The sequence below is a fragment of the Kribbella sp. WER1 genome, from assembly GCF_054189145.1.
This window is the reverse complement of sequence record NZ_CM135186.1, coordinates 6,949,651-6,975,111: the sequence shown is the minus strand read 5'-3', so window position 1 is coordinate 6,975,111 and position 25,461 is coordinate 6,949,651. Positions and strand designations below refer to the sequence as shown.

General features: G+C 69.4%; 21 protein-coding genes. 6 read left to right on the top strand and 15 right to left on the bottom strand.

The genetic code is table 11. The features are described from left to right. Genes ACXJJ3_RS34190 through ACXJJ3_RS34180 form a run of 3 tightly spaced genes read left to right on the top strand, consistent with a single transcriptional unit; the run spans window position 1 to window position 2,431 of the window. Window positions 1–654: a response regulator transcription factor gene (locus ACXJJ3_RS34190; protein WP_458166014.1), complete on the top strand. Its 654-nt coding sequence runs from the start codon at window positions 1–3 to the stop codon at window positions 652–654. Further along, complete coding sequence (locus tag ACXJJ3_RS34185) at window positions 654–2,030, top strand: CHASE3 domain-containing protein (protein WP_458166013.1); 1,377 nt, start codon at window positions 654–656, stop codon at window positions 2,028–2,030. Before ACXJJ3_RS34190 ends, ACXJJ3_RS34185 begins: the two co-directional genes overlap by 1 nt. Window positions 2,031–2,080: 50 nt before the next feature. Beyond that, window positions 2,081–2,431 (top strand): response regulator, encoded by a 351-nt coding sequence (locus ACXJJ3_RS34180; protein ID WP_458166012.1) that lies wholly within the window; start codon window positions 2,081–2,083, stop codon window positions 2,429–2,431. Window positions 2,432–2,446: 15 nt separating this feature from the next. Here the strand turns inward: ACXJJ3_RS34180 and ACXJJ3_RS34175 are convergent, their stop codons facing one another. From ACXJJ3_RS34175 to ACXJJ3_RS34165, 3 genes are read right to left on the bottom strand one after another with little or no spacing between them, the layout of a single operon-like run. Then, on the bottom strand, window positions 2,447–3,727 hold the full coding sequence (locus ACXJJ3_RS34175; RefSeq protein WP_458166011.1) for a sugar ABC transporter permease: 1,281 nt from the start codon (window positions 3,725–3,727) through the stop codon (window positions 2,447–2,449). Further along, window positions 3,724–4,482: an ATP-binding cassette domain-containing protein gene (locus tag ACXJJ3_RS34170; protein ID WP_458166010.1), complete on the bottom strand. Its 759-nt coding sequence runs from the start codon at window positions 4,480–4,482 to the stop codon at window positions 3,724–3,726. The genes ACXJJ3_RS34175 and ACXJJ3_RS34170 overlap by 4 nt, the downstream gene beginning before the upstream one ends. Further along, window positions 4,479–5,588 (bottom strand): sugar ABC transporter substrate-binding protein, encoded by a 1,110-nt coding sequence (locus tag ACXJJ3_RS34165; protein ID WP_458166009.1) that lies wholly within the window; start codon window positions 5,586–5,588, stop codon window positions 4,479–4,481. The genes ACXJJ3_RS34170 and ACXJJ3_RS34165 overlap by 4 nt, the downstream gene beginning before the upstream one ends. A gap of 166 nt (window positions 5,589–5,754) precedes the next feature. Here ACXJJ3_RS34165 and ACXJJ3_RS34160 point away from each other — a divergent pair, with 166 nt between their 5' ends. After that, window positions 5,755–7,404 (top strand): APC family permease, encoded by a 1,650-nt coding sequence (locus tag ACXJJ3_RS34160; RefSeq protein ID WP_458166007.1) that lies wholly within the window; start codon window positions 5,755–5,757, stop codon window positions 7,402–7,404. 98 nt (window positions 7,405–7,502) lie between these two features. On the opposite strand, the gene ACXJJ3_RS34155 is transcribed toward ACXJJ3_RS34160, so the two are convergent. From ACXJJ3_RS34155 to ald, 8 genes are all read right to left on the bottom strand, one after another. After that, the gene (locus tag ACXJJ3_RS34155; protein WP_458166006.1) at window positions 7,503–8,237 is read right to left on the bottom strand and encodes a pseudouridine synthase; all 735 of its coding nucleotides are present in this window, start codon (window positions 8,235–8,237) and stop codon (window positions 7,503–7,505) included. Then, the gene (gene scpB, locus ACXJJ3_RS34150) at window positions 8,227–9,822 is read right to left on the bottom strand and encodes an SMC-Scp complex subunit ScpB (RefSeq protein WP_458166005.1); all 1,596 of its coding nucleotides are present in this window, start codon (window positions 9,820–9,822) and stop codon (window positions 8,227–8,229) included. Before scpB ends, ACXJJ3_RS34155 begins: the two co-directional genes overlap by 11 nt. A gap of 161 nt (window positions 9,823–9,983) precedes the next feature. Continuing rightward, on the bottom strand, window positions 9,984–10,973 hold the full coding sequence (locus ACXJJ3_RS34145) for a segregation and condensation protein A (protein WP_458166004.1): 990 nt from the start codon (window positions 10,971–10,973) through the stop codon (window positions 9,984–9,986). Between the two features lie 2 nt (window positions 10,974–10,975). Beyond that, on the bottom strand, window positions 10,976–11,338 hold the full coding sequence (locus ACXJJ3_RS34140) for a hypothetical protein (protein ID WP_458166003.1): 363 nt from the start codon (window positions 11,336–11,338) through the stop codon (window positions 10,976–10,978). After that, window positions 11,323–12,405, bottom strand: coding sequence for a ParA family protein (locus ACXJJ3_RS34135; protein ID WP_458166002.1), 1,083 nt, complete (start codon window positions 12,403–12,405; stop codon window positions 11,323–11,325). The genes ACXJJ3_RS34140 and ACXJJ3_RS34135 overlap by 16 nt, the downstream gene beginning before the upstream one ends. A gap of 174 nt (window positions 12,406–12,579) precedes the next feature. Continuing rightward, window positions 12,580–13,839, bottom strand: a complete 1,260-nt coding sequence (locus ACXJJ3_RS34130) for a low temperature requirement protein A (RefSeq protein ID WP_458166001.1) — start codon at window positions 13,837–13,839, stop codon at window positions 12,580–12,582. An 11-nt stretch (window positions 13,840–13,850) separates the two neighbouring features. Further along, window positions 13,851–14,786, bottom strand: coding sequence for a site-specific tyrosine recombinase XerD (gene xerD, locus ACXJJ3_RS34125; RefSeq protein WP_458171977.1), 936 nt, complete (start codon window positions 14,784–14,786; stop codon window positions 13,851–13,853). After that, window positions 14,783–15,898, bottom strand: a complete 1,116-nt coding sequence (gene ald, locus ACXJJ3_RS34120; RefSeq protein ID WP_458166000.1) for an alanine dehydrogenase — start codon at window positions 15,896–15,898, stop codon at window positions 14,783–14,785. The genes xerD and ald overlap by 4 nt, the downstream gene beginning before the upstream one ends. Before the next feature lie 231 nt (window positions 15,899–16,129). On the opposite strand from ald, the gene ACXJJ3_RS34115 reads away from it, so the two are divergent. Then, window positions 16,130–16,954, top strand: a complete 825-nt coding sequence (locus ACXJJ3_RS34115) for an LLM class F420-dependent oxidoreductase (RefSeq protein ID WP_458171976.1) — start codon at window positions 16,130–16,132, stop codon at window positions 16,952–16,954. A 4-nt stretch (window positions 16,955–16,958) separates the two neighbouring features. Here ACXJJ3_RS34115 and ACXJJ3_RS34110 read toward each other — a convergent pair whose 3' ends face one another. Then, window positions 16,959–18,947, bottom strand: coding sequence for a family 43 glycosylhydrolase (locus ACXJJ3_RS34110; protein WP_458165999.1), 1,989 nt, complete (start codon window positions 18,945–18,947; stop codon window positions 16,959–16,961). A gap of 160 nt (window positions 18,948–19,107) precedes the next feature. On the opposite strand from ACXJJ3_RS34110, the gene ACXJJ3_RS34105 reads away from it, so the two are divergent. Then, the gene (locus ACXJJ3_RS34105; RefSeq protein ID WP_458165998.1) at window positions 19,108–19,659 is read left to right on the top strand and encodes a hypothetical protein; all 552 of its coding nucleotides are present in this window, start codon (window positions 19,108–19,110) and stop codon (window positions 19,657–19,659) included. Here the strand turns inward: ACXJJ3_RS34105 and ACXJJ3_RS34100 are convergent. The 3 genes from ACXJJ3_RS34100 to ACXJJ3_RS34090 form a co-directional block, all read right to left on the bottom strand. Next, window positions 19,640–22,993 carry a GH92 family glycosyl hydrolase gene (locus ACXJJ3_RS34100; RefSeq protein ID WP_458165997.1) on the bottom strand — a complete coding sequence of 1,118 codons (3,354 nt, stop codon included), beginning with the start codon at window positions 22,991–22,993 and terminating at the stop codon, window positions 19,640–19,642. The genes ACXJJ3_RS34105 and ACXJJ3_RS34100 overlap by 20 nt on opposite strands. Before the next feature lie 87 nt (window positions 22,994–23,080). Beyond that, a complete protein-coding gene (locus ACXJJ3_RS34095; protein WP_458171975.1) occupies window positions 23,081–23,731 on the bottom strand; it encodes an NUDIX domain-containing protein in 651 nt (216 codons plus the stop codon). Further along, window positions 23,731–25,440, bottom strand: coding sequence for a CTP synthase (locus tag ACXJJ3_RS34090; protein ID WP_458165996.1), 1,710 nt, complete (start codon window positions 25,438–25,440; stop codon window positions 23,731–23,733). Before ACXJJ3_RS34090 ends, ACXJJ3_RS34095 begins: the two co-directional genes overlap by 1 nt. Between the last annotated feature and the right edge of the window lie 21 nt (window positions 25,441–25,461).

Sequence of the window (25,461 nt, the reverse complement as noted above, 5' to 3'; positions counted from 1 at the left end):
GTGAGCCGGACCCGAGTGGCGATTGCGGACGACGACGTCCTGCTGCGCGAGGGACTGGCCAGCCTGCTCGAGCGTTCCGGCTTCGCGGTCCTCGGTACGGCGGGCGACGGCCCGGAACTGCTGGACCTTGTCCGTCGGCACGGACCGGACCTGGTCGTCGTCGACATCCGGATGCCACCGGAGCACCTCACCGAAGGGCTGGACGCGGCAGACGTGATCCGCCGCGAACGTCCGGGCACCGCGGTCGTACTGCTGTCCGCACACGTCGACGTGGAACATGCCCTGCAGCTGATGGCGGCGGGGCACGGTGTCGGCTATCTCTTGAAGAGCAGGGTCACGGACGTCGACGAATTCCTCGAAAGCCTCCGCCGCGTTGCCCGTGGCGGCTCGGTCGTCGACCCTGCCCTCGTCCAAGAGCTGGTCGACGCCCAGCACCGCAACGACCCGCTGTCCGTCCTGAGCGAGCGCGAACTGGAAGTGCTCGCGCTCGTCGCACAAGGCCGTTCGAACGCCGGGGTGGCCCGACGGCTCTGGGTGACCGAAGGCACCGTCGAGAAGCACGTCCGTAGCATCCTGACCAAGCTGGACCTCCCGGAGACCACTGACGACCACCGTCGCGTCCTGGCCGTCCTGAGGTACCTGGACGGCCGCTGATGAACCGCCACGCCGGAGTGGCCGGCCGGGTGGTGATCGCCGGCGGACTGCTCATGGTGCTCGTCGGATCCGGCTTCGTCGTACTGCTGGTGTCTGTGCAGGGCCTTCGTACGTCGGAGCACCAGGCGCAGCACACGTCCGCAGTACTGGCCAGCGCGAACCAGGTGGAGCGGCTGGTCGCCGACCTGGCGACAGGACAGCGTGACTTCGTCATCACCGGGCAGAAGAAGTTCCTGGAGCCATGGGAACAGGCAGCCGAGGCCCTGCCCGCGCAGACGCGCTCCCTGCAGGACCTGGTTGCCGGGAGCCCGGACGAGCTCGCCCGGGCGCAGCAGGCCGGCCGCAGCATCACGTCGTATCTGCAGGACTATTCGCTCCCGCAGATCGAGGCCGCACAGAAGGATCCGGATTCGACCCGGACCGCGGCGGCCATCGCCGAAGGCACCCAGCGTGTCAACGCGATCCGCTCCGGGCTCGACACGCTGATCGCGACCGAGCAGGACTTGTCCACGACCCAACAGCAGCAGACCGACATGATCGCCGACCGTGCGGTGTTCGCGGCGACCGCGGGGCTGGCCGGATCCGTCCTCCTCGTCCTCGGGTTCACCATGTACATGACCCGGGCGATCGTCCGGCCGGTCCGGATGACCGCCGCGATGGCGAACCGGGTGGCCGCCGGCGACCTCGCGGTCCGGGTCCCCGAGAGCGGCGTCGGCGAGATCCGCACGCTCGAGCGGGCGTTCAACACGATGGCGGCCTCGCTCGGCACGGCGAGTGCCGCGCTGGCCGCGTCCCGGGCCCGGATCGTCCGGTCCGCCGACGAGACCCGGCGGCGGATCGAGCGCGACCTGCACGACGGCATCCAGCAGCGGCTGGTCTCGCTCACCCTCGACGTCCGCGCCCTGCAGGCGGACGGCGCGGCCGCCGAACTCGATGGTGTGGCCAACGGATTGGCGGCGGCCCTGGACGAGCTCCGGGAGATTGCCCGCGGCATCCATCCGGCGATCCTCACCCAGGGCGGCATCGCCCCGGCGGTACGGATGCTGGCCCGCCGCTCGAAGCTCCCCGTCGAGGTCACGATCGACGTACCGGACCGGCTCCCGGAACCGGTCGAGGCCGCCGCGTACTACGTGGTGTCCGAGGCGCTGACCAACGCCGCGAAGCACGCGGACGCGTCCGCCGCGGTGGTCGACGTACGGCTCGAGCACCACCGGCTGCGGCTCTCGGTCGCCGACGACGGCCGCGGCGGCGCGGATCCGGCCAAGGGTTCCGGTCTGGTCGGACTCGCCGACCGGATCGCCACCCTGAACGGCACGCTGAAAGTCGAAAGCCCTTCAGGTAAAGGCACTACGCTCACCGTCACACTGCCGCTGTAGTACAGGCAGCAGGAATGCGACCGGCGGCACGGCGCTGCGATGCTGGAGCCATGCGGTGCGTGATCGTCGACGACAGCCGGCGCTTCCTGGACGCGGCCCAGGGACTGTTGGTCCGCGAGGGCGTCGCGGTCGTCGGTACGGCGACCACGACCGCCGAGGCCACCGGGCTGATCGGCCGGCTCCGCCCGGACGTCGTCCTGGTCGACATCGACCTCGGCGGCGAGAGCGGGTTCGACCTGATCAGCCGGCTGCGCGCGGCCGGCGAGTCTGCGCCGATGATCCTGATCTCCAGCCACGCCGAGCAGGACTACGCGGACCTGATCGCGGCCAGCCCGGCGATCGGGTTCGTCGCCAAGACCAGCCTGTCGGCGCGCGCGATCAGCCGCCTCCTCGGCCGCTGATCGCGCGCGCCGGCCTCACGCCGTCTTACCCCGCCGGACGACGGCGTCGAACCCGGCTGCCAGCAGCAGGACGGCACCGGTCACGACCCACTCGTACCCGGACGAGTTCGACCCCTGGATCAGGTCGCTCATCCCGTTGATGATCACCGCGACCACCAGTCCGCCGAGGACCGCGTCGATCATCCGCCCGCGGCCGCCGAACAACGACGTGCCGCCGATCACCGCGGCGCCGACCGCCAGCAGCAGCGTGTTCCCGGCGCCCGCGTTCGACTGCACCGACTGCAGCAGCGACGCCGCCACCAGGCCGGACACCGCGGCCATCCCGGAGCAGATCACGAACACCGAGATCCGGATCCGCGAGACCGCGACACCGCCGCGCCGGGACGCTTCCTCGTTGCCGCCGACCGCGTACACGTGCCGCCCGTACCGGGTCCGGCTGAGGACGAAGTGCCAGACCACGAACAGCAACGCCAGCAGTACGACGACCCACGGCTCGCCCTGCGCCTTGCTGCTGAAGAACGCGTTCGTGATCAGGTTCCGGTTGATCCCCATCTCGTAGGTGAACGCGACGCCGAGCAACGCCACCCCGACCACCTTCGCCACGATCACCACGACCGGAGTCGCCGACAGCCCGGTCCGCCGGCGGGACTGCGCGTCGGTCAGCTTCAGGGCGGCGTACCCGAGCACGAACACGCCCAGCAGGACCCAGCCGAGCCAGATCGGCACGAAACTGTTCTCCAGCGAGATCAACGGTGTACCGGCCGGCAGGATCACCGAGCCCTGACCGCCGATCAGGATCAACGTCAGACCCTGGAACGCCAGGAACGTCGCCAGCGTGATCACGAACGACGGGATCCCCGCCTGCGCCCGCAACCAGCCCATCACGAACCCGATCGCCAGCCCCACCACCAGCCCGGCCAGGATCGCCAGCCACCAGAACCAGCCGTGCCGCAGCATCATCACCGCGGTGATCGCCGAACACAGCCCGCCCGTGGTCCCCGCGGACAGGTCGATCTCGCCGAGCAGCAGCACGAACACCAGGCCCATCGCCATCACGATGATCGGCGCCGCCTGGATCACCAGCGCCTCCAGGTTGTACGCGCTCAGGAAGCCCTGGTGGACGATCGCGAAGAACGCCGTGATCACGATCAGCCCGACGATCGCCGGCGCGGACCCGAGCTCGCCGCCGCGCAGCCGGGCGATGTAGTCGCGCAGGTAGGCGCTCAGCGCGGCCGCCTCCCGGTGCCGCGGCGCCTTGTCGTGCCGTTGCGCGTCGTCGGCCAGGATCGTGTTCATACGGCTCCCGCCAGTCCCAGGTCGCCCGACCGGCCGGACGTGATCAGCTCGACGACCTGCGTCTGTGTCACGTCGGAGCGCCGTACCTGGGTCGCCATCCGGCCCAGGAACAGCACCGCGATCGAATCCGCCACCTGCATCACGTCGTTCATGTTGTGCGACACCAGCACGACCGCCACGCCGCGGTCCGCGAGCCTCCGGACCAGCTCCAGCACCTGCTCGGTCTGCGCGACGCCGAGGGCCGCGGTCGGCTCGTCCAGGATCACGATCTTCGAGCTCCACAGCACCGACTTCGCGATCGCCACCGTCTGCCGCTGGCCACCGGACAGGCTGGCCACCTTCTGCCGCACCGAACGCACCGTCCGGACCGACAGCGACGCCAGTGTCTCGGTGGCCAACTGCTCCATCGAGTTCTCGTCCAGCGTGCGCAGCCGGCCGATCCGCTCGCGGCCGAGGAACATGTTGCCGACCACATCGAGGTTGTCGCAGAGCGCCAGGTCCTGGTGGACGATCTCGATCCCCAGGTGCGCGGCGTCCCGCGGCTCGTGCAACTGGTGCGCCGTACCGTCGACCAGGATCTCGCCCTCGTCGATCCGGTAGATGCCGCCGATGCACTTCACCAGCGTCGACTTGCCGGCGCCGTTGTCCCCCACCAGCGCGGTCACCTCCCCGGCCTCGGCGCCGAAGTCCACCGACGTCAGCGCCATCACCGGGCCGAACGACTTGCCGATGCCGTGCAGTTCCAGAGTTCTCACGGGGTGTGGATCCCGTTCTGGCTGCACACCGCCACCAGCGCGGGGGTCGGGCAGACCGACTTCGCCGGCACGTACCCGTCCGTCACCGGCAGCGCCACGTTCTTCTTCGTGATGATCGTCGGCGACGCCAGGTACGACGGGACCATCCGGCCGCTCGCCGGGTCCTTGATCGTGGCCGGCGCGGTCGGCTTCTGACCGGACAGGATCTGGCCCGCCAGCTTGATCGCGACGTCCGCCTCACCGGCGACCGGCTTGTAGATCGTGAAGCACTGGGTGCCCTGCATCACGTTGTCCAGGCCGCCCGCGGTCGCGTCCTGACCGGACACCGCCACCTTGCCGGACAGGTTCTGCGACTTCAGCACGTTGATCACCGACTGCGCCATGGTGTCGTTGGCGACCATCACCGCGTTCAGGTTCGGGTTCTTGCCGAGCATCGTGGTGAACACCGCCTGCGCGGTCGCCGGATCCCAGTTACCGGTCTGGTCGCCGAGCTTCGTCCAGCCCTTCTGCTTGGACAGCACCGAGTTGTAGCCCTCCGCGAACAGCGTCGCGTTGTTGTCGGTCGGCGCGCCGTCGATCTCGACGTACCCGACCGTGCTCTTCCCGGCCACCTGCGGACAGGCGGTCAGCGCCTTGCCCTGGTCCTCGCCGACCTTCACGCCGTCGAACGAGACGTAGTACGCCGCGCTGCCGCCGGCCGTCAGCCGGTCGTAGTCGATCGTCACCACGTTGTGCTGCTTGGCCAGCGACTCGATCGCCTTGCCCGAACCGGAGTCGAGGTTCGTCACCAGCAGTACGCCGACGCCCTTGTTGATCAGCGCCTGGGCCTGCGACTCCATGTTCGTCGCGCTGCCGTTGGCGTTGTCGATGTAGCACGTCAGCTTGTTGTCGGTGCACTGCTTGCGCAGTTCGTTCGGGTCCGCCGAGACCCAGCGGGGCGAGGTCGCGGTGTCCGGCAGCAGGACGCCGACCTTGGTGTTGGCCGGCGGCGCCGACGTCGTACTGCCGCTCGACGAGCTGTTGTTGCTGTTGCCGCAAGCAACAAGACCGGCCAGCAGTACCACGGTGGTACCGGTCAGTGCGACTGCTCTGGATGATGTTCGCATCGTGCGTCCTTCATGATCGCCGCTGGGTTCTCTCCCCGTCAGCATGCGATCCGGTACACCGTCGCGTCCTCGCTGCAGGCCGGAACACCGCCGTACCTGCTAGCAGGGGGGCGGGTCTCCAGCCAGCGTTACTGCACCGGTCGCGGACCGGAGCGATGGTGCGGTTATGGCCACTTCCATTGCACATCCCTCGACGGAGCGGAACCGGCCCGGACTGCGACGGGACATCGGTTTCGTCGGCCTGATCTGGGCGTCCGAGGGGTCGATCATCGGCTCCGGCTGGCTGTTCGGCGCGCAGGGCGCGCTCGCCACCGCCGGCCCAGCGGCGATCATCTCCTGGGTGATCGGCGGTGTCGCGATCCTGATCCTGGCACTGACACACGCCGAACTCGGCGGCATGTACCCGGTCTCCGGCGGGACGGCGCGGTTCCCGCACTACGCCTTCGGCGGCGCGGCCGGGGCGTCGTTCGGCTGGTTCTCCTGGCTGCAGGCGGCCACCGTCGCACCGATCGAGGTGCTCGCGATGATCACCTACGGCACCCACTACTCGTTCGCGAAGGGCTGGGAGCGGACCAGCGCCGGCGAGCACATCCTGACCGGGCCCGGAATCGTCGTCGCCGTGCTGCTGATGGCCGCGGTCACCGCGATCAACTTCCTCAGCATCCGGCTGCTCGCCCGGACCAACAGCGTCGCGACCTGGTGGAAGGTCGGCATCCCGTTGCTGACCATCTTCGTACTCGCGATCGCGCAGTTCCACGGCAGCAACTTCACCGCCGCCAACGGGTTCAACCCGGACGGCGCGAAGGGCATCCTGTCCGCGGTCTCGACCAGCGGCATCATCTTCGCGATGCTCGGTTTCGAGCAGGCCGACCAGCTGGCCGGTGAGAGCTCCAACCCGCGGCGCGACATCCCGCGCGCGGTGATCGGCTCGATCGTGATCGGTGCGCTGATCTACATCGCACTGCAGGTCGTCTTCCTCGGCGCGCTGCCGGCCTCACAGGTCCAGGGCACCTGGGCGACCGCGGCGTTCAACACCCTGACCGGTCCGTTCGCGCAGGTCGCCACGCTGGCGTCGCTGGGCTGGCTGGCCACGATCCTCTACATCGACGCGATCATCTCCCCAGGTGGTACCGGCCTGATCTACATCACCGGCAGCTCCCGCGTCTCGTACGGACTGAGCCGCAACGGGTACGTCCCGTCGGTGTTCGAGAAGACCAACAGCCGCGGCGTACCGTGGGTCGGTCTGATCACCGCCTTCATCATCGGCTGCGTGTGCTTCCTGCCGTTCCCGAGCTGGCGGTCGCTCGTCGGGCTGATCACCAGCGCGAGCGTGCTGATGTACGCCGGCGCGCCGCTGTCACTCGGCGTGTTCCGTCGCCGGCTGCCCGAGGCCACCCGCCCGTACCGGCTGCCGGGAGCGTCCTGGATGTCGCCGCTGGCCTTCGTGGTCGCGAACCTGCTGATCCTGTGGTCCGGCTGGGTCACCGACTGGAAGCTCGGCGTCGCGATCCTCATCGGGTACGTGATCCTGGTCGCCAACCGGGTGTTCAAGATGAACCCGATCACGCCGCAGCTCGACCTCAAGGCCGCGCAGTGGCTGCCGGTGTACCTGATCGGGATGGGGCTGATCGTGTACCTGAGCGACTTCGGGCCGCTCAAGCACCCGTGGTTCCCGCTGTGGTGGGACATCGTCGCGGTCGCCGTGTTCAGCCTGATCATCTACTACTGGGCACTCGCCGTCGCGCTGCCGTCCGAACGGATCACCGACATGGTCAACCAGGTCGTCCTGCCGGAGGAGGCGGACCTGCAGACGTGAGGTCCGGATCCCTACGCCATCACAATCGCCGTCGGCGCAGCTGAGCCACGCTCAGCCGCGCCGAACGCGTGCGGTTGTGATGGCCTGGGGATCCGGCCCTACAGCTCGACCAGATCGAGCAGCTGCCCGAGTTCCTTCGGGTCGAGCTCGCGTAGCTGGCCGGTGTGCAGGTTGCCGCGGCGGACCGGGCCGATCGCGGTCCGGGTCAGCCGCTTCACCGGGTGCCCGACCGCGTCGAACATCCGCCGCACGATCCGGTTCCGCCCCTCGTGCAGGCTCATCTCGACCAGCGTGCGCCCCGGGACGGTGGACACGATCTTCACGGTGTCGGCGCGCGCCGGACCGTCCTCGAGATCCACCCCGTCCAGGAGCCGGCGCAGTACGACCGGTTTCACGTTGCCGTCGACCTCGGCGACGTACGTCTTCGAGACCTCGTACGACGGGTGCGCGAGCCGGTGCGCGAACTCACCGTGGTTGGTGAGCAGCAGCAGCCCTTCGGTGTCGGTGTCCAGCCGCCCGATGTGGAACAGCCGCTCCGGCCGATCCTGCACGAAGTCGGTGATACACGGCCGCCCCTGCGGGTCGGACATCGTCGTGACGACGCCGCGGGGCTTGTTCAGCACCAGGTAAACGTTCGCACTGACCGGCGGAATCCGCTCCCCGTCCACCCGGATCACCGCACTCTCCGGATCCACCCGCACCCCGAACTCGGTCACCACCCGCCCGTCGACCTCGACCCGGCCCTCCTCGATCATCAGCTCCGCATTACGCCGAGAAGCCACGCCCGCCCGGGCCAAAACCTTCTGCAACCGAACCCCGGCCTCATCCGCCATACCGCACCCCCTCCCCCGCGGCGCCGTCACCACGCACGCCACTCACCTCACCAACAGCAGAGTCCCCCGCCTCCGTGTCACCACCATCACCCACCGGCGTCGCCCCACCCAGCTCGCCCACGGCACGTTCCCCCACGACCCCCTCCGGCGCCTGCGCACCGTGCCCGTCGCGCGGCTCACCCGCCGGCACGTCATCCCGCTGCGCACCAAGTGCGGGCACGTCGCGCGCCTCATCCCCCAGCACATCATCGGACGGCCCACCGTCTGCGAACTCGTCGCCCTGCCGCCCACCAAGTGCGGGCTCATCGCGCGCCTCATCGGCGAGCACGTTGTAGGCGTCCGGCTCCACACCAACGGCGCCGCCGTCAAGCGCCTCGCCACCACCCGCCTGGGTCGACCCGCTCGGCTCACCCTCCTCGTGTTCCCCCACCACGACCACCTGCGGCGCATGCTCACCGTGTTCGCCGCGCGGCTCGCCCGCCGGCACGTCATCCTGCTGCGCACCAAGTGCGGGCTCATCGCGCGGCTCGTCCACCAGCACGTCGTCGGACGGCCCACCGTCTGCGAACTCGCCGCCCTGCCGGCCACCAAGTGCGGGTTCGTCGCGCGGCTCGTCCACGAGCACGTCGTCGGACTGCGCACCGTGTGCGGGATCGTCGTACGCCAGCGCGGCGTCGGTCTGCGCGCCATCTGTCGGCTCGGCATCCGTCGGCGCGTGGTTGGTCGGCTCGGCATCGGCCGCTGCGTGCACCGTGTCGGCGGACGTGGTGCCGTCGGACGCTGGTGGGGTTGGTGTAGTCGGGTCGTGGTCGTCTGCTGGCTCGTCGGCAGGTGGGGTGGTGGGCGACGTCGAGGTGTCGTCGGCTGAATCTGCCGTGCCCGGCCCGCCGTCTGTGGGAGCGCCTTCGGTTGCGGCGCCTCCGTCCGTGGGGGGAAGGGTTTGGGCGGCCAGCTCCTCCTCGATGTCGTCCATTTCGGGGAGGTACGGCGCCAACTCCGGGAGGTCGTCGAGGGACTGCATGCCCATGCGTTCCAGGAAGTACGTCGTGGTGCGGTAGAGCGTCGCCTGCGACTCCGTGTCCGCGCCGGCCTCCTCGACCAGGCCGCGGGCGACGAGGGTGCGCATCACGCCGTCGACGTTCACCCCACGGATCGCGGATACCCGCGCGCGGCTGACCGGCTGTTTGTACGCCACCACCGCGAGCGTTTCCAGCGCCGCCTGGGTGATCCGCGACTGCTGCCCGTCGAGCACGAAGCGTTCGACGTACTGCGCGGCGTCCGGGCGGGTGTAGTACCGCCATCCCCCGCCGACCTCACGCAGGTCGAACCCACGCCCCTGCTCGGTGTACTCCGCCGCCAACTCCGCCAACGCCGCAGCAATGTCCCCGGTAGGCCGCCCCACCGCGCGCGCCAACGTCAGCACCGGCAACGGCTCGTCCGTCACCATCAAAATAGCCTCGAGCGCCCGGCGCATCGTCGTGTCGTCGACGACAACCTCATCCCCGACTGCCAACGCCGTCTGCCCCTCCGGCAGATAATCCTCGTCATCACCCGGTACGTCGGCCGCACCCGCCGCCGCCGGCACTCCGTCCGCCCCGGGCTCGGCGCCCCCCGGCTCCTCATCGGTCTGGGGAGAACTACCTGCCGATTCGGGTACACCATCCTCCCCAACCAGGTCCTCCCCGGGCACTATCGCGGAGTGCGTGGTCTCGGAGGTGACGGGTTCGGGGGTGTCGGTGGTGTCGGTCACTGGTTTGCCGTCTCGTCTGGGGCGGGTTCGATGTCGGATTCGTCGGTGGCGCTGGGGCCGGGTTCCAGGAAGGTGGGGTCGTCCTCGACGCGAGGGGCCTCGCCGGACTCGTCGGCGGGCTTCTGTTCTTCGTCGAACTCGTCGCTGACGGCGATGTCGCCGTCGTCGGTTCCGGTCCAGCGGATCGTCAGTTCGCCCAGCGGTGTCACCTGGTCGAACGACACGGCCGCCTCGCGGAACAGCTCCAGCAGTGCCAGGAAGCGGCATACCGTCGTCACCGTGTCGGGCGAGTCCGCCACCAGCGAGCGGAACGTCGCGCTCCGTTGCCGGCGGAGCCGTTCCACGATCACGATCGCCTCTTCGCGGACCGTGACGGCCGGCGCGTGCAGGTGCGCCAACGACACCCCGGGCGGTACGTCGTTCTTCGGCGCGAGCGCCCGGGCCGCGAGCGCGGCCAGCCCGGCGGGGTCGATCCCGAGCAGCACCTCCGGCAGCAGTTCCGCGAACCGCGGCTCGACCCCGACGGCTCGCGGGAAACGCCGGGCCTCGAGCGCCATCCGTTCCTGCATCAGCGCCGCGATCTGCTTGAACGCCCGGTACTGCAGCAGCCGCGCGAACAGCAGGTCCCGCGCCTCCAGCAGCGCGAGGTCCTCGTCGTCCTCGACCTCGCCCTTGGGCAGCAGCCGGGCCGCCTTCAGGTCGAGCAGGGTCGCCGCGATCAGCAGGAACTCCGACGTCTGGTCGAGGTCCCACTCCGATCCCAGCGCCTTGATATGCGCGATGAAGTCGTCGGTGATCACCGACAGCGCGATCTCGGTGATGTCCAGCTTGTGTTTCGAGATCAGCTGCAGCAGCAGGTCGAACGGTCCTTCGAAGTTCACCAGGTGAACGCTGAACCCCTTGCCCTCAGCAACAGCACCTTCGGCAACAGCACCCTCGGGCGCAGCGTCGTCCAGTGCGGGGTCCAGCGGGTCCGTGGCGGACACGGTCACTCCGAGGCCTTCAACCGCCGTACCAGTACCGAGTCCGGTCCGTGGTCGACGAAGTCGGCGAGCAGGACGTCGATCGCCTCGCGGACGATCCGGCCCCGGTCGGCCGTCAGGCCGTGCTCCGCGCGCAGCGCGAGTCTGGTCTGTTCCAGGCCGAGCAGCTCCTCCTCCGTCACGTACACGGTGATCTTCGTGTCGTGCCGGATCCGACCGCTGGACTTGCGGTCGTCTACGACGGCCGTGCGGGACCGGACTCCGGTCGCCGGCTCGTCGGTGGTGGTGCGCTTCTCGGGTCTGGTCTGCTTCGGTGCCGCACCCCCGAAGAGTTCACTGGCACCTGGCAGGCTCACCCGGCGGGACAACGCGCCAGCACCTCCTTGGCGAGATCGCGGTACTGCGCGGCCGCGCTCGATGACGGGGCGTACGTGGTGATGGGCTCGCCGACGACCGTGGTCTCGGGGAACTTGACGGTACGCCGGATGACTGTGTGGAAGACGCGTTCGTCGAAGGCCTGGACCACCCGGTCGAGGACCTCCCGGGCGTGCGTCGTGCGCCCGTCGAACATGGTGCCGAGGATCCCGACGATCTCGAGCTTGGGGTTCAGCCGGTCCTGGACCTTGGCGATCGTGTCGGTGAGCATGGCCAGCCCGCGGAGCGCGAAGAACTCGCACTCGAGCGGTACGACGATGCCGTTGGACGCGGTCAGCGCGTTCACGGTGAGCAGACCGAGCGACGGGGCGCAGTCGATCAGGATCACGTCGTACAGCGGGATGATCGGGTCCAGGACGCGCTGCAGCGTGTACTCGCGCGCGACCTCCTGGACGAGCTGCACCTCGGCGGCGGACAGGTCGATGTTGGCCGGCAGCAGGTCGAGGTTCGGCACGTTGGTCGGCTGGATGACCTCGTCGGCGGTGATGTCGCGCTGCATCAGCAGGTTGTAGACCGACAGCTCGAGGTCATGCGGCTGGACGCCGAGACCGATCGAGGCGGAGCCCTGCGGGTCGAAGTCGATCAGCAGCACCTTGCGACCGGTCTCGGCGATCGAGGCGCCGAGGTTGATCGTGGTGGTGGTCTTGCCGACGCCGCCCTTCTGGTTGCACATCGCGATCACCTGCGCCGGGCCGGTCTTGGTCGGTGGCTGCGGCTCCGGCAGGTCCGGCATGGGCCGGCCGGTCGGCCCGATGATGTGGCGCGGACCGTTCGGGTCTTTCACGGGTGCAAGGTCCTCCGCGGTGAGCTTGGCCGTCGGCTTCGGCATCTCCGCATAGTTGTCGGGCAGGGCTCGCGCCGGCACGGGTGCCGGGCGGGGCGGCGTACTGTGCTGGGGCTGCTCCTGAGGGTTCAGGGGCGTGCTGATCTGCTGGGCCGGCTCCGGGGCGGCGTAGTGGCCCATCACGTGTTCGGTGCCCGGGAATGTCGACTCGTTCATGACTCGTCAAACCTTTCAACCGATACGGGCGATCCCAGCGACTGTAAGCGTGCATTCAAGCACTCTCAACCAGCCACTCCGCACCGGGGTGGGGCTGTTTGTCGACAAAGCTCCGAACGCGGTGGATCACGCCTCCCGAGTGACCAACCGTCACCAGATGATCGCACACCGTTCCTAGCCGGCGCCCGCCGGGGTCCGCTCCCTGCCGAACCAGTTGTAGAGCGCGAACCACCCGAGCACGACGACCGACAGCGCCGCCAGCAACCAGGCCGCGATCCCGTGCCCCAGGACACCGAGCAGTACGGCGGCCACCAGGCTCGGCACCGCCCACCCGGCGAACCACCGCACCGGCGCCCGTCCGGCGACCCCGGCGCCGACGCTGCTGATCAGGTACAGCGCCAGCCCGCCGAAGATCAGCCAGCGGTCCCTGGTGAGCAGGTGCCCGTCCGCCTCCGGAATGAGCGCGCCGAGCCCGGCCGCGACGGAAACGATCGCCGCGGTCACGCCCAGGTGTGCGGGCAGCGCCTGCCACGGCTCCAGCGGCTTGGTACTGCGGGGCGCCGGCGTGAACCCGTACAGCGTCGTCAGCTGCCACAGGATCACGACCAGGAAGAACGCCGCGACCGACGAGAGCACCACGGCCCCGGTCCAGGGTTTGCCGGTGTCCGCACTGACCACCTGCGCCACCGCCTCGCCCAGCACGATGATCACGAACAGCCCGAGCCGCTCGTCCAGATGGCCGCGCTCAGCACGGGCTACCGTGACCAGGGCCGGTGTTGTGGGCTCAGCCGACTCACCGCGGCCCAGCCGGATCAGCCGGGCCAGCCAGGCGTTCCTGCGCTGCTCCTGCTGTTGCTGCTGGCGGATCCGCTCAGCACGCTCCTCCATCGACTTGGGGTTCCGGGCGCCGAGCACGGACAGCACCAGGTCCAGTACGACGCCCGCACCCCACAGCCAGTACGTAACCGTGCCCGACGTGAACAGCGAGACGATGAAGGGTGCGGCCAACGCTGTCTGCGTCGCCGGCCAGAAGGCGATCACCTGCCCGTCGCGGGACGCAGCTCGGGACGCGATGCCTCTACAGATGATGAAAGCGACGGTGAACGCGGCCGTCCGCCCTTTCAGTTCCGTCTCGCCGTGCTGCGGCAACAGCTCCGGGAAGACACCTGGTACGGCGGCAGCCATCACGCCGACGCCCAGCATGGTCCGCAGTACGGCGCGGCGGCGCGTCCGGGCACCGGCCACGTTCGCGTACACGCTGGTCGTCGTCCAGACGCTCCACACCGCGTAGAACATCGCTGCACACGCAGCCACTTGCCCAACGGTGTCGGCCTCGTGCAGCCGGTGCGCGATCTGGGCGGCAGCCGCAACCACTGTCAGATCAAAGAACAGCTCCAGCCAGCTGGCGTGCCGTTCCTCAGCTTGGTCAGCCACGGCCGCCAAGACTACGACGAGGAGAGGGCCCGTGGATGCGAAGTCGCGTAGACCTCGCGCAGCTTGTCGACGGTGACCAGTGTGTAGACCTGGGTCGTGGTCACGGAGGCATGCCCCAGCAACTCCTGGACGACGCGTACGTCGGCGCCGCCGTCCAGCAGGTGCGTCGCGTACGAGTGGCGCAGCGTGTGCGGCGAGATCTCCTTCGAGATGCCGGCCCGTTGCGCAGCGCGACGCAGTACCGTCCAAGCGCTCTGCCGGGACAAACGACCACCGCGGGCGTTCAAGAACAGTGCCGGAGTACCCCTGCCGCGGGTGACCAGTTCCGGTCGGCCACGGACCAGGTACGCCGACAGCGAGTCGCGGGCGTACGTACCGACGGGTACTACCCGTTCCTTGCTGCCCTTGCCGCGCAACAGGACTCCCCCGGCGTCCAGGTCGATGTCGTCCACGTCCAGCCCGACGGCCTCGGAGATCCGGGCGCCCGTGCCGTACAGGAACTCCAGCAACGCCGCGTCCCGGGTGGTCAGAACGGCCGGTTCCGCGTCGGCGCCAGCGGCCGCTGAGAGGATCCGGGTGACCTCGTCGACCGACAGGGCCTTCGGCAGCCGTTGCGGCGGCACAGGCGGCTTCACGGCCGCCGCAGGGTCGACTCCGGTCAGTCCCTCGCGGACGCAGAACTTGTGGAACCCGCGGACCGCCACCACGGTCCGTCCGGCGCTGGACGCGGTCAGCGGCGGGTGGTCCGCGTCCCCTTCGCGCAGCCGCATCAGGAAGTCGCTGACCACGGCCTCCGTGATCCGGCCGAGGTCGTCGACACCGGCCTCGGCCAGGTAGCCGCCGTACCGGCGCAGGTCACGCCGGTACGACGCCAGAGTGTTGGCGGCCAGGCCGCGTTCCACCGTCAAGTGGTCCAGGTATGCGCCAACCGCTCTACTGATGCTCAGACCAGCACCTCGTCCAGCTTCAGCTGGGCCAGGTCGTGCGCTTCCGCGACCGGGCCGTACGTCACGTGGCCGTCGAACGTGTTCAGCCCGAGCGCCAGGCTGTGGTCCTGCTTGAGCGCCTCGCGCCAGCCCAGGTTCGCCAGCTCGATCGCGTACGGCAGCGTCACGTTGGTGAGCGCGTACGTCGACGTGTTCGGCACCGCGCCGGGCATGTTCGCGACGCAGTAGAACAGCGAGTTGTGGACCTTGTACACCGGGTCGGCGTGCGTGGTCGGCCGGGAGTCCTCGAAGCAGCCGCCCTGGTCGATCGCGATGTCCACCAGCACGCTGCCGGGCTTCATCCGGCGGACCATGTCGTTGGTGACCAGCTTCGGCGCCTTCGCGCCGACCACCAGCACCGCGCCGATCACCAGGTCGGCCTCCAGCACCGCGCGCTCGATCTCGTAGGCGTTCGAGGCGATCGTCAGCAGGTGGCCCTGGTAGATCTGGTCGGCCTGCCGCAGCCGCGCGATGTTCCGGTCGAACAGCTGCACCTGGGCCTGCATCCCGAGCGCGATCGCGGCCGCGTTCATCCCGGAGACACCGGCGCCGAGGATCACCACGCGGGCCGGGTGCACGCCGGACACGCCGCCGAGCAGTACGCCGCGGCCGCCGCCCTGCGCCATCAGGTGGTACGCGCCGGACTGCGGCGCGAGCCGGCCGGCCACCTCGCTCATCGGCGCCAGCAGCGGCAGCGTGCCGTCCGGCAGCTGCACGGTCTCGTACGCGATCCCGGTGATACCGGACCTGAGCAGCGCCTCGGTGCAGTCCTGGCTGGCGGCCAGGTGCAGGTACGTGAACAGCACCTGGTCCTTGCGCATCCGGTGGTACTCCTCCGCCACCGGCTCCTTCACCTTGAGCACCAGCTCCGCGTCAGCCCAGACGTCGTCCGCCGCGGCCACGATCCGCGCCCCCGCGGCGACGAACTCGTCGTCCGGGATCAGCGAGCCGCCGCCCGCCCCCTGCTCGATCAGAACCTCGTGCCCGTTGCGCACGAACTCGTGCACGCCGGAGGGGGTGATCGCCACCCGGTACTCGTGGTTCTTGACTTCCTTGGGAACTCCGACCTTCACAACACGCCCTTCTTTCCCGTCCAGGTGTGCGGCCCACATCGTTGTGTCCGCGGCCCGGCGGTTGAGGGGACGCTGCCAGGTCGCTGCCGAGTGTATGCCTGTTCGGTTCATACCACTCGACCGGATGGTCTGATCGTACTGCGGCTGACGCGGCAACCATCATTGACGGCTATTCGTAGTGGTCAGGGATGCTTTGGGAAGGACGCCCGACGAGAGGAGCACGCGGTGGCGATGGAACTGGGACGCTACGGGGTCTGGCACGCGGCGCAGCACTACGGACCGGAACTCGCGGCCGGACTGGAGCGCGCCGGGTACGGCACGCTCTGGCTGGGCAGCTCGCCGGAGGCCGGCCTGCGCGACGCCGAGGTGTTGCTGGCCGCAACGTCTTCGGTTGCCGTCGGCACCAGCATTGTGAACATGTGGAAGTCGCCGGCGGCCGAGGTCGCGGCGTCGTACCACCGGCTCGAGGACGAGCACCCCGGGCGGTTCCTGCTCGGCGTCGGGATCGGGCATCGGGAGAGCACCGGCGAGTACGCGTCGCCGTACCGGACGATCGTGGCGTACCTGGACGCGCTCGACGACGAGAAGGTGCCGGCCGACCGGCGGGCGCTGGCGGCGCTCGGCCCGAAGGTGCTGCAGCTGTCCGGCGCGCGGACGGCCGGCGCGCTGCCGTACTTCACCACCCCGGAGCACACCCGGGAGGCCCGCCGGACGCTCGGCGGCGGCGTACTGATCGCGCCCGGGCAGGCGGTCGTCCTGGAGACCGACCCGGAGATCGCCCGGGCGACCGCGCGGGACCGGCTGGCGCCGTACCTGCAGCTGAGCAACTACCTCGCGAACTGGAAGCGGCTCGGGTTCGGCGACGAGGACATCGCGAACGGCGGCAGCGACAAGCTCGTCGACGCGATGGTGCTGCACGGCTCCGCGGTCGAGGTCGCGGACGGCCTGAAGGCACACCTGGACGCGGGCGCGGACCACGTCGCGATCCAGCTCCTCGGCCACGAAGGCGTCGACCTGCTCCCCGGCTACGAGGCCCTCGCGACCGTACTCCGCTAGCCGGCTAGGACGGGTGGCCCGTCGGGACCGGCAGGATGGGGGCTCCTGGCAACGTCTGCCAGGGGCCCCAGCCGCTGCTCGGGGTCACCTGGATCCGTTCGCGCAGTACGCCGTCCGGTGACACGGCGAACACGTGCTGACGGCCGCTCGCGTCCACGATCACCGTTGGGCTCGCCGCGACCGGCTGCGGGTCGAACACCTCGCTGTTGCTCCACGCACCGCTGGTCGGGGTCGTCTGCCAGCGGTGGGTGATCTGCGCGCCGCCGGGCGGGATACAGAACATCTCCAGCCGCCCGTCCGCGTTGACCGCCGTACGCGCGGCCGCGTCGGCCCACGAGTCCGCCTGCTGCCAGCCGGCCCAGCCACCGCTCGGAGCGGCCTGCACTCTCCGGTGTACGCCGGTACTCACCGGAGCGAGCGCGAACACGTTCAACAGCCCACGCCCGTCCCGGTTGACCGTGCTGAGCGCAGCAGCCGGTCCGCCGAACGAGGTGTCCCAGGAGCTCCAGCCGCTGTTGGGCGCGTTCTGCCAGCGGTGTGCGACGTAAGCCCCGCCAGGGCCCAGCGCGAAGACCTCCATGCGGCCGTCAGCATTCACGCCGACGACAGGTGGTGCTCCGGCCGCGCCACCGAAGTTCTCCCAGTCGCTCCAGGTCGTAGAGCCGCCCCCGTTCTGCCAGCGGTGCGTGATGTACGCCCCTGCCGGTCCGAGCGCGAACACCTCGAGCCGGCCGTCGGCGTTGCGCGAAACGGTCGGTGCGGCACCCGCCGCGCCTCCGAACACCTCCCAGTCGCCCCAGGTCCCGTCAGCCCGCTGGACGCGGTGGATGAGGCCCTGGTCCTTCGCGACCGTGAACAGCTCCAGCCTGCCGTCCGTGTTGCGGCCAACGGTCGGCACGGTCGTGACCTCGTCGCTGAACAGCTCCCAGTCCCCCGGCAGCACCCTCCGGACGATCCGGTGGTTGTTGTCGAGGGCAAACAGTTCGATGGCACCCTGCGGGTTCAGCCCCGCGGCCGGGTTGTCCGGGCTGTGCCAGACAGGCGGCGTACTGCGCCATTGCAGGTCGGCCAGGTAGATGCCGTGCTGGAACGAGCCGGCCGCGGTCACGTGGTCGCCGACGACCTCAATCGCGTGCCCGGGCACGTGTCCGGCGTAGCTGGACAGCTGGAAGTTGAACGGGTCGGTACTGCGGAACACGTCGGTACCGACGTACCCGAAACGTGGGCCGATGAACAGGTAGTAGGTGCCGTCGCGCTCGACAACGACGGGCGACTCCGTGACCGATGCGTTCGCGTCCGTACTCGGGTCGGTGAAGACGGTTCGCGCAGCGCTCCAGTGGATCAGGTCCGTGCTGGTGCGCGCCGCGACGATGTGGTTCGACTTCCAGTCCTTCAACTCGCAGTAATACATGACCCACTGGTCGCCGACGCGGGTCACGTACGGGTCCCGCGCGACCAGCCCGCGGAAGACCGGGCCCTGGGGGATGCGTGTCCAGGTGAACAGGTCCGTCGACGTCGCCAGGTTGATCGCGCAACCGTTGCCGCCGGCGGCGTAGTACATGTAGTACGTGCCGCCGCTTTCGATCACGTGCGGCGCCCAGAGGTGTACTTCGCCGTAGTAGTTCGGGTCGACGGTCAGGACGTGCGGTTGCGTCGTCCACGGCCCGTCCAGCGCCGGCGCGGTCGCGTGCGCGAAGTGGATCTCCTTCGCGCCGTCCGGGAAGCTGCCGGGTGGCGCGGAGTCGCCGATGATCCCGTACAGGTGCCAGGTGCCGTCAGGTCCCTGGATGACGCAGTGGTCGTTCATGTACTCGTACGGCGGCCCGTCCGGCGTCGGGTCGTACACGTGCCGCAACGGCCCTGCCCCGACCCAGGCCAACGCCGCCGCCTCCGCCGGAAGCCCGGTCAGGCCAGTCAGGTCCGTCAGCCCAGTCAGCCCGGTAGCTGCCAGCCCTAGTCCACCCAGCACCACAGTCCGCCGCCTCAGCTCCATCAGTCACCTCACGGAAATCGATTCCCCGCAGCCTGACCGCTGGCCCGTCGCCCCGTCAACCACTGAAACGACGGCCGAAACTTCCCCGCCCCGACGACGCTGCGGCAGAGTGCGGTCATGACCTCCGACTACCACCGCCCGGCTCCCGTACGGCGAGCGCATGTCCGCCGAGCCGCTCGTCGGCCACCCGTTCTTCCCGTTCGAGGGCGACGTCCAGGTGGTGCCGCTGGCCGAGCCGGTCCTGCCCGAGCCGGCCCGGGGTGGCGAGGGCGGCACCGACTGCAGGTCGTGTACGGAGCCCGACCGCGACGTCATCTGGCGCGACGACCAGTGGAAGCTCAAGGCCTTCAAGCCGTCCGGCCTGCCGTTCGTCGCGATCCTCGAGCCCCGCGAGCACTACCGGCTGGACAACCTGCCGCCCGAACTCACCGCCACCCTCGGCCCGGCGATCCAGCGGGTCGCGAAGGCCATCCAGGACCTGGCCCCGGTCGCCCGCACCCACTTCAACCGCTGGGGCGACGGCAGCGAGCACTTCCACCTGTGGTTCCAGGCCCGTCCACTCGGCATGATGCAGCTCCGCGGCGCGATGATCGCGATCTGGGACGACATGCTCCCCGCCATCCCCACCGACGAGTTCACCGCCAACGCCCGCCAGGTCGCCGCCGCCCTGGCCGCGGGCGGCGGCGAGGCAGTCACCCGCTGGCGAGCGTGAACAGGCGCAGGTCCCGGTTCTTGGGGAGGGTGATGCTCACCGGGGTCTGCGTCAGCGTGACAGGGGCCGTGGCGAAGATGTGGGTCGTCACGTTGTCCTTGCCGCCGCCGGACTCGTTGCGGTACGGCGTGGTCGCGACGATCACGTTGCCGTAGTGCAGGGTGTCGCCGCCACCGCCGAGGGTCCAGTCGCTGAAGGACAGGTCCACCGGCGACGTCGTACCGTCCGCGTAGTTGAGGGTGGCTGTCGTCTGCTGGTTGCCGTTGACGGCGCTGCCGATGAAGGACAGCTTCGTCGTACCGGCGGGCAGGTTCAGGTTGAGCACTTGGCCGTCGGCGGGCACGTTGTCGGGGTCACCGGACGGTACGTCGGGCCACGTGAAGCCGAGGCCCTGCCCGGTGCCCGTACCGCCGGGCGTGAGGCCTGCCGCCGCCAGCGCCTGACGTGAGTAGCTGACGCCGCCACCGTCGTAGTCGGCCTCGGTGTGGTCACCGTTGTCGTCAGAGATGCCTACACCTTCGCGTAGGACGAAGAAGGAGTTCGGCTGACCTACAACCACGGTGAAACCGACCTGTGGCAAGGCAGTTCCGTCGGCTGCCTTCATCTGTACGGTCACCGGGTAGCGGCCGTCAGCCGTGCCGGCCGGAGCAGTAATAGTGACCGCCGCACTTCCCTTCTGGTCTACATGGAAGGTGCCAGTGGCCGGCGTTGCTGTCAGACCGGCCGGTGTGTTGATCGTGTAGGTGACGTCCTGCGCGATTCCACTCAGTCGGTGCGCTTGCAGTGTCACAGGCGCGCTGGTGGTGCCAGGAGCAACAACCACGCGGCTTGTGTCGGTAGAGGTCTGGAACGGGATCTCCCCGGTCCGCCAGGACGGCGGTGCCTGCCCAGTGCCCCAGCTCTTGTTGGCCGTCGTACCAAGAGTGAAGTCCAAGGTCCCGCCACGCTGAACGAACGACTCCGGCAGCCACGGCTGGTTGGTGGACTTCCCGTTCACCTTCAAGGACTGCACGTACTGCGCGTCCGCGCCGGGAGCGTTGATCCGGATCGTCCTGCCGCCGTCGCGGTGGATCACGGCCCGTTCGAACAGCGGAGCGGCGACCTGCAGCTCGGCGCGGCTCGGCACGTCCGGGTACAGCCCGAGGGCGGTCCACACGTACCAGGACGACATGGCGCCCAGGTCGTCGTTCCCGGGGATCCCGCCGGTGCTGGTGTTCCACAGCTGGTTCATTGCCTGCCGCAACGTCTCCTGCGTCTGGTACGGGCGGCCCGTGTAGTTGTAGATCCACGGGGTGTTGATCGACGGCTCGTTGGCCATCTCCGCGTGCAGATCGCCAGCACCGGTCAGCGCCCAGGTGCCGTCCGGGTTCTTGAAGAACGCGTCCAGCCGCTGGTTCGCGGCGTCCGTACCGCCCATCGCGTCGATCAGCCCGGCCCGGTTGTGCGGCACCATCCACGTGTACTGCGCGCTGCTGCCCTCGGCGAACCCGTCGTTCGTCGACGGCGTGAACGCCGGCCAGGCGCCGTTGTCGTCCCGGTTCTGCACATAGCCGCCGTTGTCCGGGTTGAACACGTTCTGCCAGTACTGGGACCGCCCCAGGAACTTCTGGTACGTCGATCCGTCGCCGGTGCGCTTTGCCAACTGGGCAAGGGCGAAGTCGTCCGTCACGTCCTCGAGCGTCTCGACCGCGCCGCCCCACGCGTTCGACTTGGTCGGGACGTAGTGCAGCGCGAGGTACTTGTCGAGCGACGGCCGCTGCCCGATCGACATCACCGGCTTCCCGGCCGAGCTGAGGTCCTTCGCGGTCGGTACGGTCGCGGCCTTCACCAGCGAGCGCAATGCGCCGCGAGCGTCGAAGTTGGTGCCGCCGAACGCGTAGATCCCGGCCACGGCCGGTGCGGACGGATCACCGGTCATCACCGCAGTACTGCCCGAAGCGTGCGTCCAACGGTCCCAGACGCCGTCGTTCTGTGAGGCCTGGTTGTAGAGCGACTGGGCGATGTCACCGGCCCGCTGCGGCTCCAGCAGCGTCAGGAGCTGCAGCTGCGACCGGTACACGTCCCAGCCGGAGAAGGTCGCGTACTGCGCCCGCTGACCGCGGGACAGGTTGTGCGGTTTCTGGTCGAAGCCCCAGTACTGACCGTTGACGTCGCTGAACACGTTCGGATGCAGCAGGGAGTGGTACAGCGCGGTGTAGAACGTCGTGCGCCGGTCCGTCGTACCACCGGTGACGTCGATGCGGTCCAGCTGCTGACGCCAGGCCTGCTTCGCCTTGAGCGCCGTCACGCCGACCGACGTACCGCGGGGGTTCTCGGCGCGCAGGTTCGCCCGCGCGTTGGCGTCGCTGACGTACGAGATGCCGATCCGCATCGTCACCCGGTCGCTGTCGAACCCGACGTACCCACCGGAACCCTTGTCCGCCGGCATCCAGCCGTCCTTGCCGTACGTCGTCCCGCCGCGGGCGCTCGTGCTGCCGGGCGTCACCGTCGTGTCGGTCCAGGTGCCCTGGTCCTTGAACGGCTGATCGAACTCGGCGACGAAGTGCAGCGTGTAGTAGCTGCGCTGCCCGACGCTGGCAAGGTACCCGCAGAAGTTGCCGCTGGTCACCGAGCCGCTGACCGTCCGGTGCGCCGGGTCGATGCCGATCCGCGCGTCGCTCGACCCGACCTCGGAGTTCGACGTCCGGAACATCAGCGTCTTCGCCTTGTCCGCCGGGAACGTGAACGCGGCCGAACCGGTCCGGGTCGTCGCCGCCAGCTCGGCCGTCACGCCGGAGTCGAGACCGACCTTGTAGTAGCCCGGCTTCGCGACCTCGTTCACGTGGCTGAAGGTGCTCGCATACACGGCGTCCTTCGCGTCACTCTGCGGCGACGACGTCACCGCTCCGGCCAGCGGGAAGATCGGGATGTCCCCCGACCCGCCCGCGCAGCCGGTCCCGCTCATGTGGGTCAGGCTGAACCCGCGGATCTTGGTCGCCGAGTACAGGTATCCGCCCGGCGCCGCGGTCCGGTACGCGTTGCCCCGGCTCGTCTCCGGACTGAACGAGAACATCCCGAACGGCATCACCGCACCCGCAAACGTGTCCCCGGCGTTCGAGGTCCCCACCAACGGGTCCACGTGCTCGGTCGGATCCACGGAAGGAGAGGTGATCCGGCTCTTCCCCACCACCTCCGGCCCCAGCATCCGCGCGGCCAGTGGATCAGGCGGCGTCGCGGTCGTCGGACGAGCGGACGCAGGCGACGGTGACGGTGACGGTGAGGGCACGGCATGGGCGGCCGGAGCGAGGGCAGCAACCACGACCCCGGCAAGCATCAACGAAGCAGAACGACGCATGGGCGGACCAACCTTCACGGATGGGTGACATCGTTGTCAGCAACAAATACCCGTACCCACCGCGACCGGTCAAGACCTCCGCGTAGTTCAGTGATCCTTGGCAGGCCAGGGAGAGTCGGCGGGGCGGAGGGTGTCGAAGCCCGGGCCGTTCAGCGCCGTCCAGGTGGCCAGCGCGCCCATGATCAGGATCGGGTTCTGGAGCTGGCCGGCCAGGACGGCGCCGACCACGTCGATGAGCGGGGCCCAGACCGTCTCCATGTCGGCCTCTTCGGCCTCGCGTTCGAACGTCTCGTCCGCGGGCGACAGGTCGCGCGCCAGGAAGATCCGGACCGCCTCGTTCGTGAGGCCCGGTGAGGTGAACGCGTCGACCAGGACCCGCCAGTCGGCGGCCTTGGTCGCGGTCTCCTCCCAGAGCTCGCGCTCGGCGCCCAGGCGGTACTGCTCGCCCTGGACGTCGAGCAGCCCGGCCGGTGCCTCCAGCAGCTTGTGGCCGACCGGGTGCCGGTACTGGCGGACCAGCAGCATCCGGTTGTTCTCGTCCAGCGCCACCACACCGACGGCGCCGGGATGGACGACGACGTCGCGGACGAACGGCGTACCGTCCGGCGGCTCGATGGTGTCCCGGCGGACCGCGATCACCCGGCCGGTCTCGTGCACCACCTCGGAGGCGGACACCGGCCAGTGCTCCGGCCGGTCGGCGAGGCCGGCGCCGAACCGGAGCTCGGGGTAGTCCTTCATCACGCCTTGACCGTGGCCTTCTTCGACGCGGCGGCCGGCTTCGGGTCCTCCACCGGCAGCCGGGACTCGCGCTGCCGATCGAGCGCGGCCGCCACCAGCCCGGAGAACAGCGGGTGCGGCTTCGTCGGCCGCGACCTCAGCTCCGGGTGCGCCTGGGTGGCCACGAAGTACGGGTGGATGGCCCGGTCCAGCTCGATGAACTCGACCAGCTCGTGGTCCGGCGACAGCCCGCTGAACACCAGCCCGGCGGCCTCCAGCTTGTCCCGGTACGCGTTGTTCACCTCGTACCGGTGCCGGTGCCGCTCCTGGATCGACGGCGCGTCGTACAGGCCGCGGACGATCGAGCCCTCGGCCAGATTCGCCGGGTACAGACCGAGCCGCATCGTGCCGCCCATGTCACCGGTCCCGGAGACGATGTGCTTCTGCTCCTCCATCGTCGCGATCACCGGCTGCTCGGCGTCCGGGTCGAACTCGCTGGAGTTCGCCTGGTCGAGCCCGGCCAGGTCTCGGGCCACCTCGATCACCATGCACTGCAGGCCGAGGCAGAGGCCGAGGATCGGGATGCCCTGCTCGCGGGCGAACCGGATCGCGCCGATCTTGCCCTCGATCCCACGGACGCCGAAGCCGCCCGGGATGCAGATCGCGTCCACGTCGCCGAGCAGCCGGGCCGCGGCCTCCGGGGTCGCGCACTCGTCGGAGGCGATCCAGCGCAGGTTCACCCGGGCGTCGTTGTCGAACCCGCCCGCGCGCAGCGCCTCGGCGACCGACAGGTACGCGTCCGGCAGGTCGATGTACTTGCCGACCAGCGCGACCGTGACCTCGTCCTTCGGGTGGTGCACGACCCGGAGCAGCTCGTCCCAGCGGGTCCAGTCGACGTCGCGGAACTGCAGGTTCAGCCGGCGGACGACGTACGCGTCCAGGCCCTCGGCGTGCACGACCTTCGGGATGTCGTAGATCGACGGCGCGTCGACGGCGGCCACCACGGCCTCCACGTCGACGTCGCACATCAGCGAGATCTTCCGCTTCACGCTGTCCGGGATCGGCCGGTCGGCGCGGCAGACGATCGCGTCCGGCTGGATACCGATCGAGCGCAGCGCGGCCACCGAGTGCTGGGTCGGCTTGGTCTTCAGCTCACCGCTCGGCGCCATGTACGGCACCAGCGAGATGTGCAGGAAGAACACGTTGTCGCGGCCGACGTCGTGCCGGACCTGCCGGGCCGCCTCCAGGAACGGCAGCGACTCGATGTCGCCCACGGTGCCGCCGATCTCGTGCAGTACGACGTCGACGTCCGGGCCCGCCATCGCGAGCATCCGTTCCTTGATCTCGTTGGTGATGTGCGGGATCACCTGCACGGTGTCGCCGAGGTACTCGCCGCGGCGCTCCTTGGCGATCACGCTCGAGTACACCTGGCCGGTGGTGACGTTCGCGACCTGGGAGAGGTCGCGGTCCAGGAAGCGCTCGTAGTGGCCGATGTCGAGGTCGGTCTCGGCGCCGTCGTTGGTGACGAACACCTCGCCGTGCTGGAACGGATTCATCGTGCCCGGATCGACGTTCAGATACGGATCCAGCTTCTGCATGGTGACCCGGATGCCCCGCGCCGTCAGCAGACTGCCGAGGCTGGACGCTGTCAGTCCCTTGCCGAGACTGGATGCCACGCCACCGGTGACGAATACGTGCTTGGTCTGCTGGGAATTCGAAGCCCTGTCCACGGGCCTCCAGCCTACCTCGTG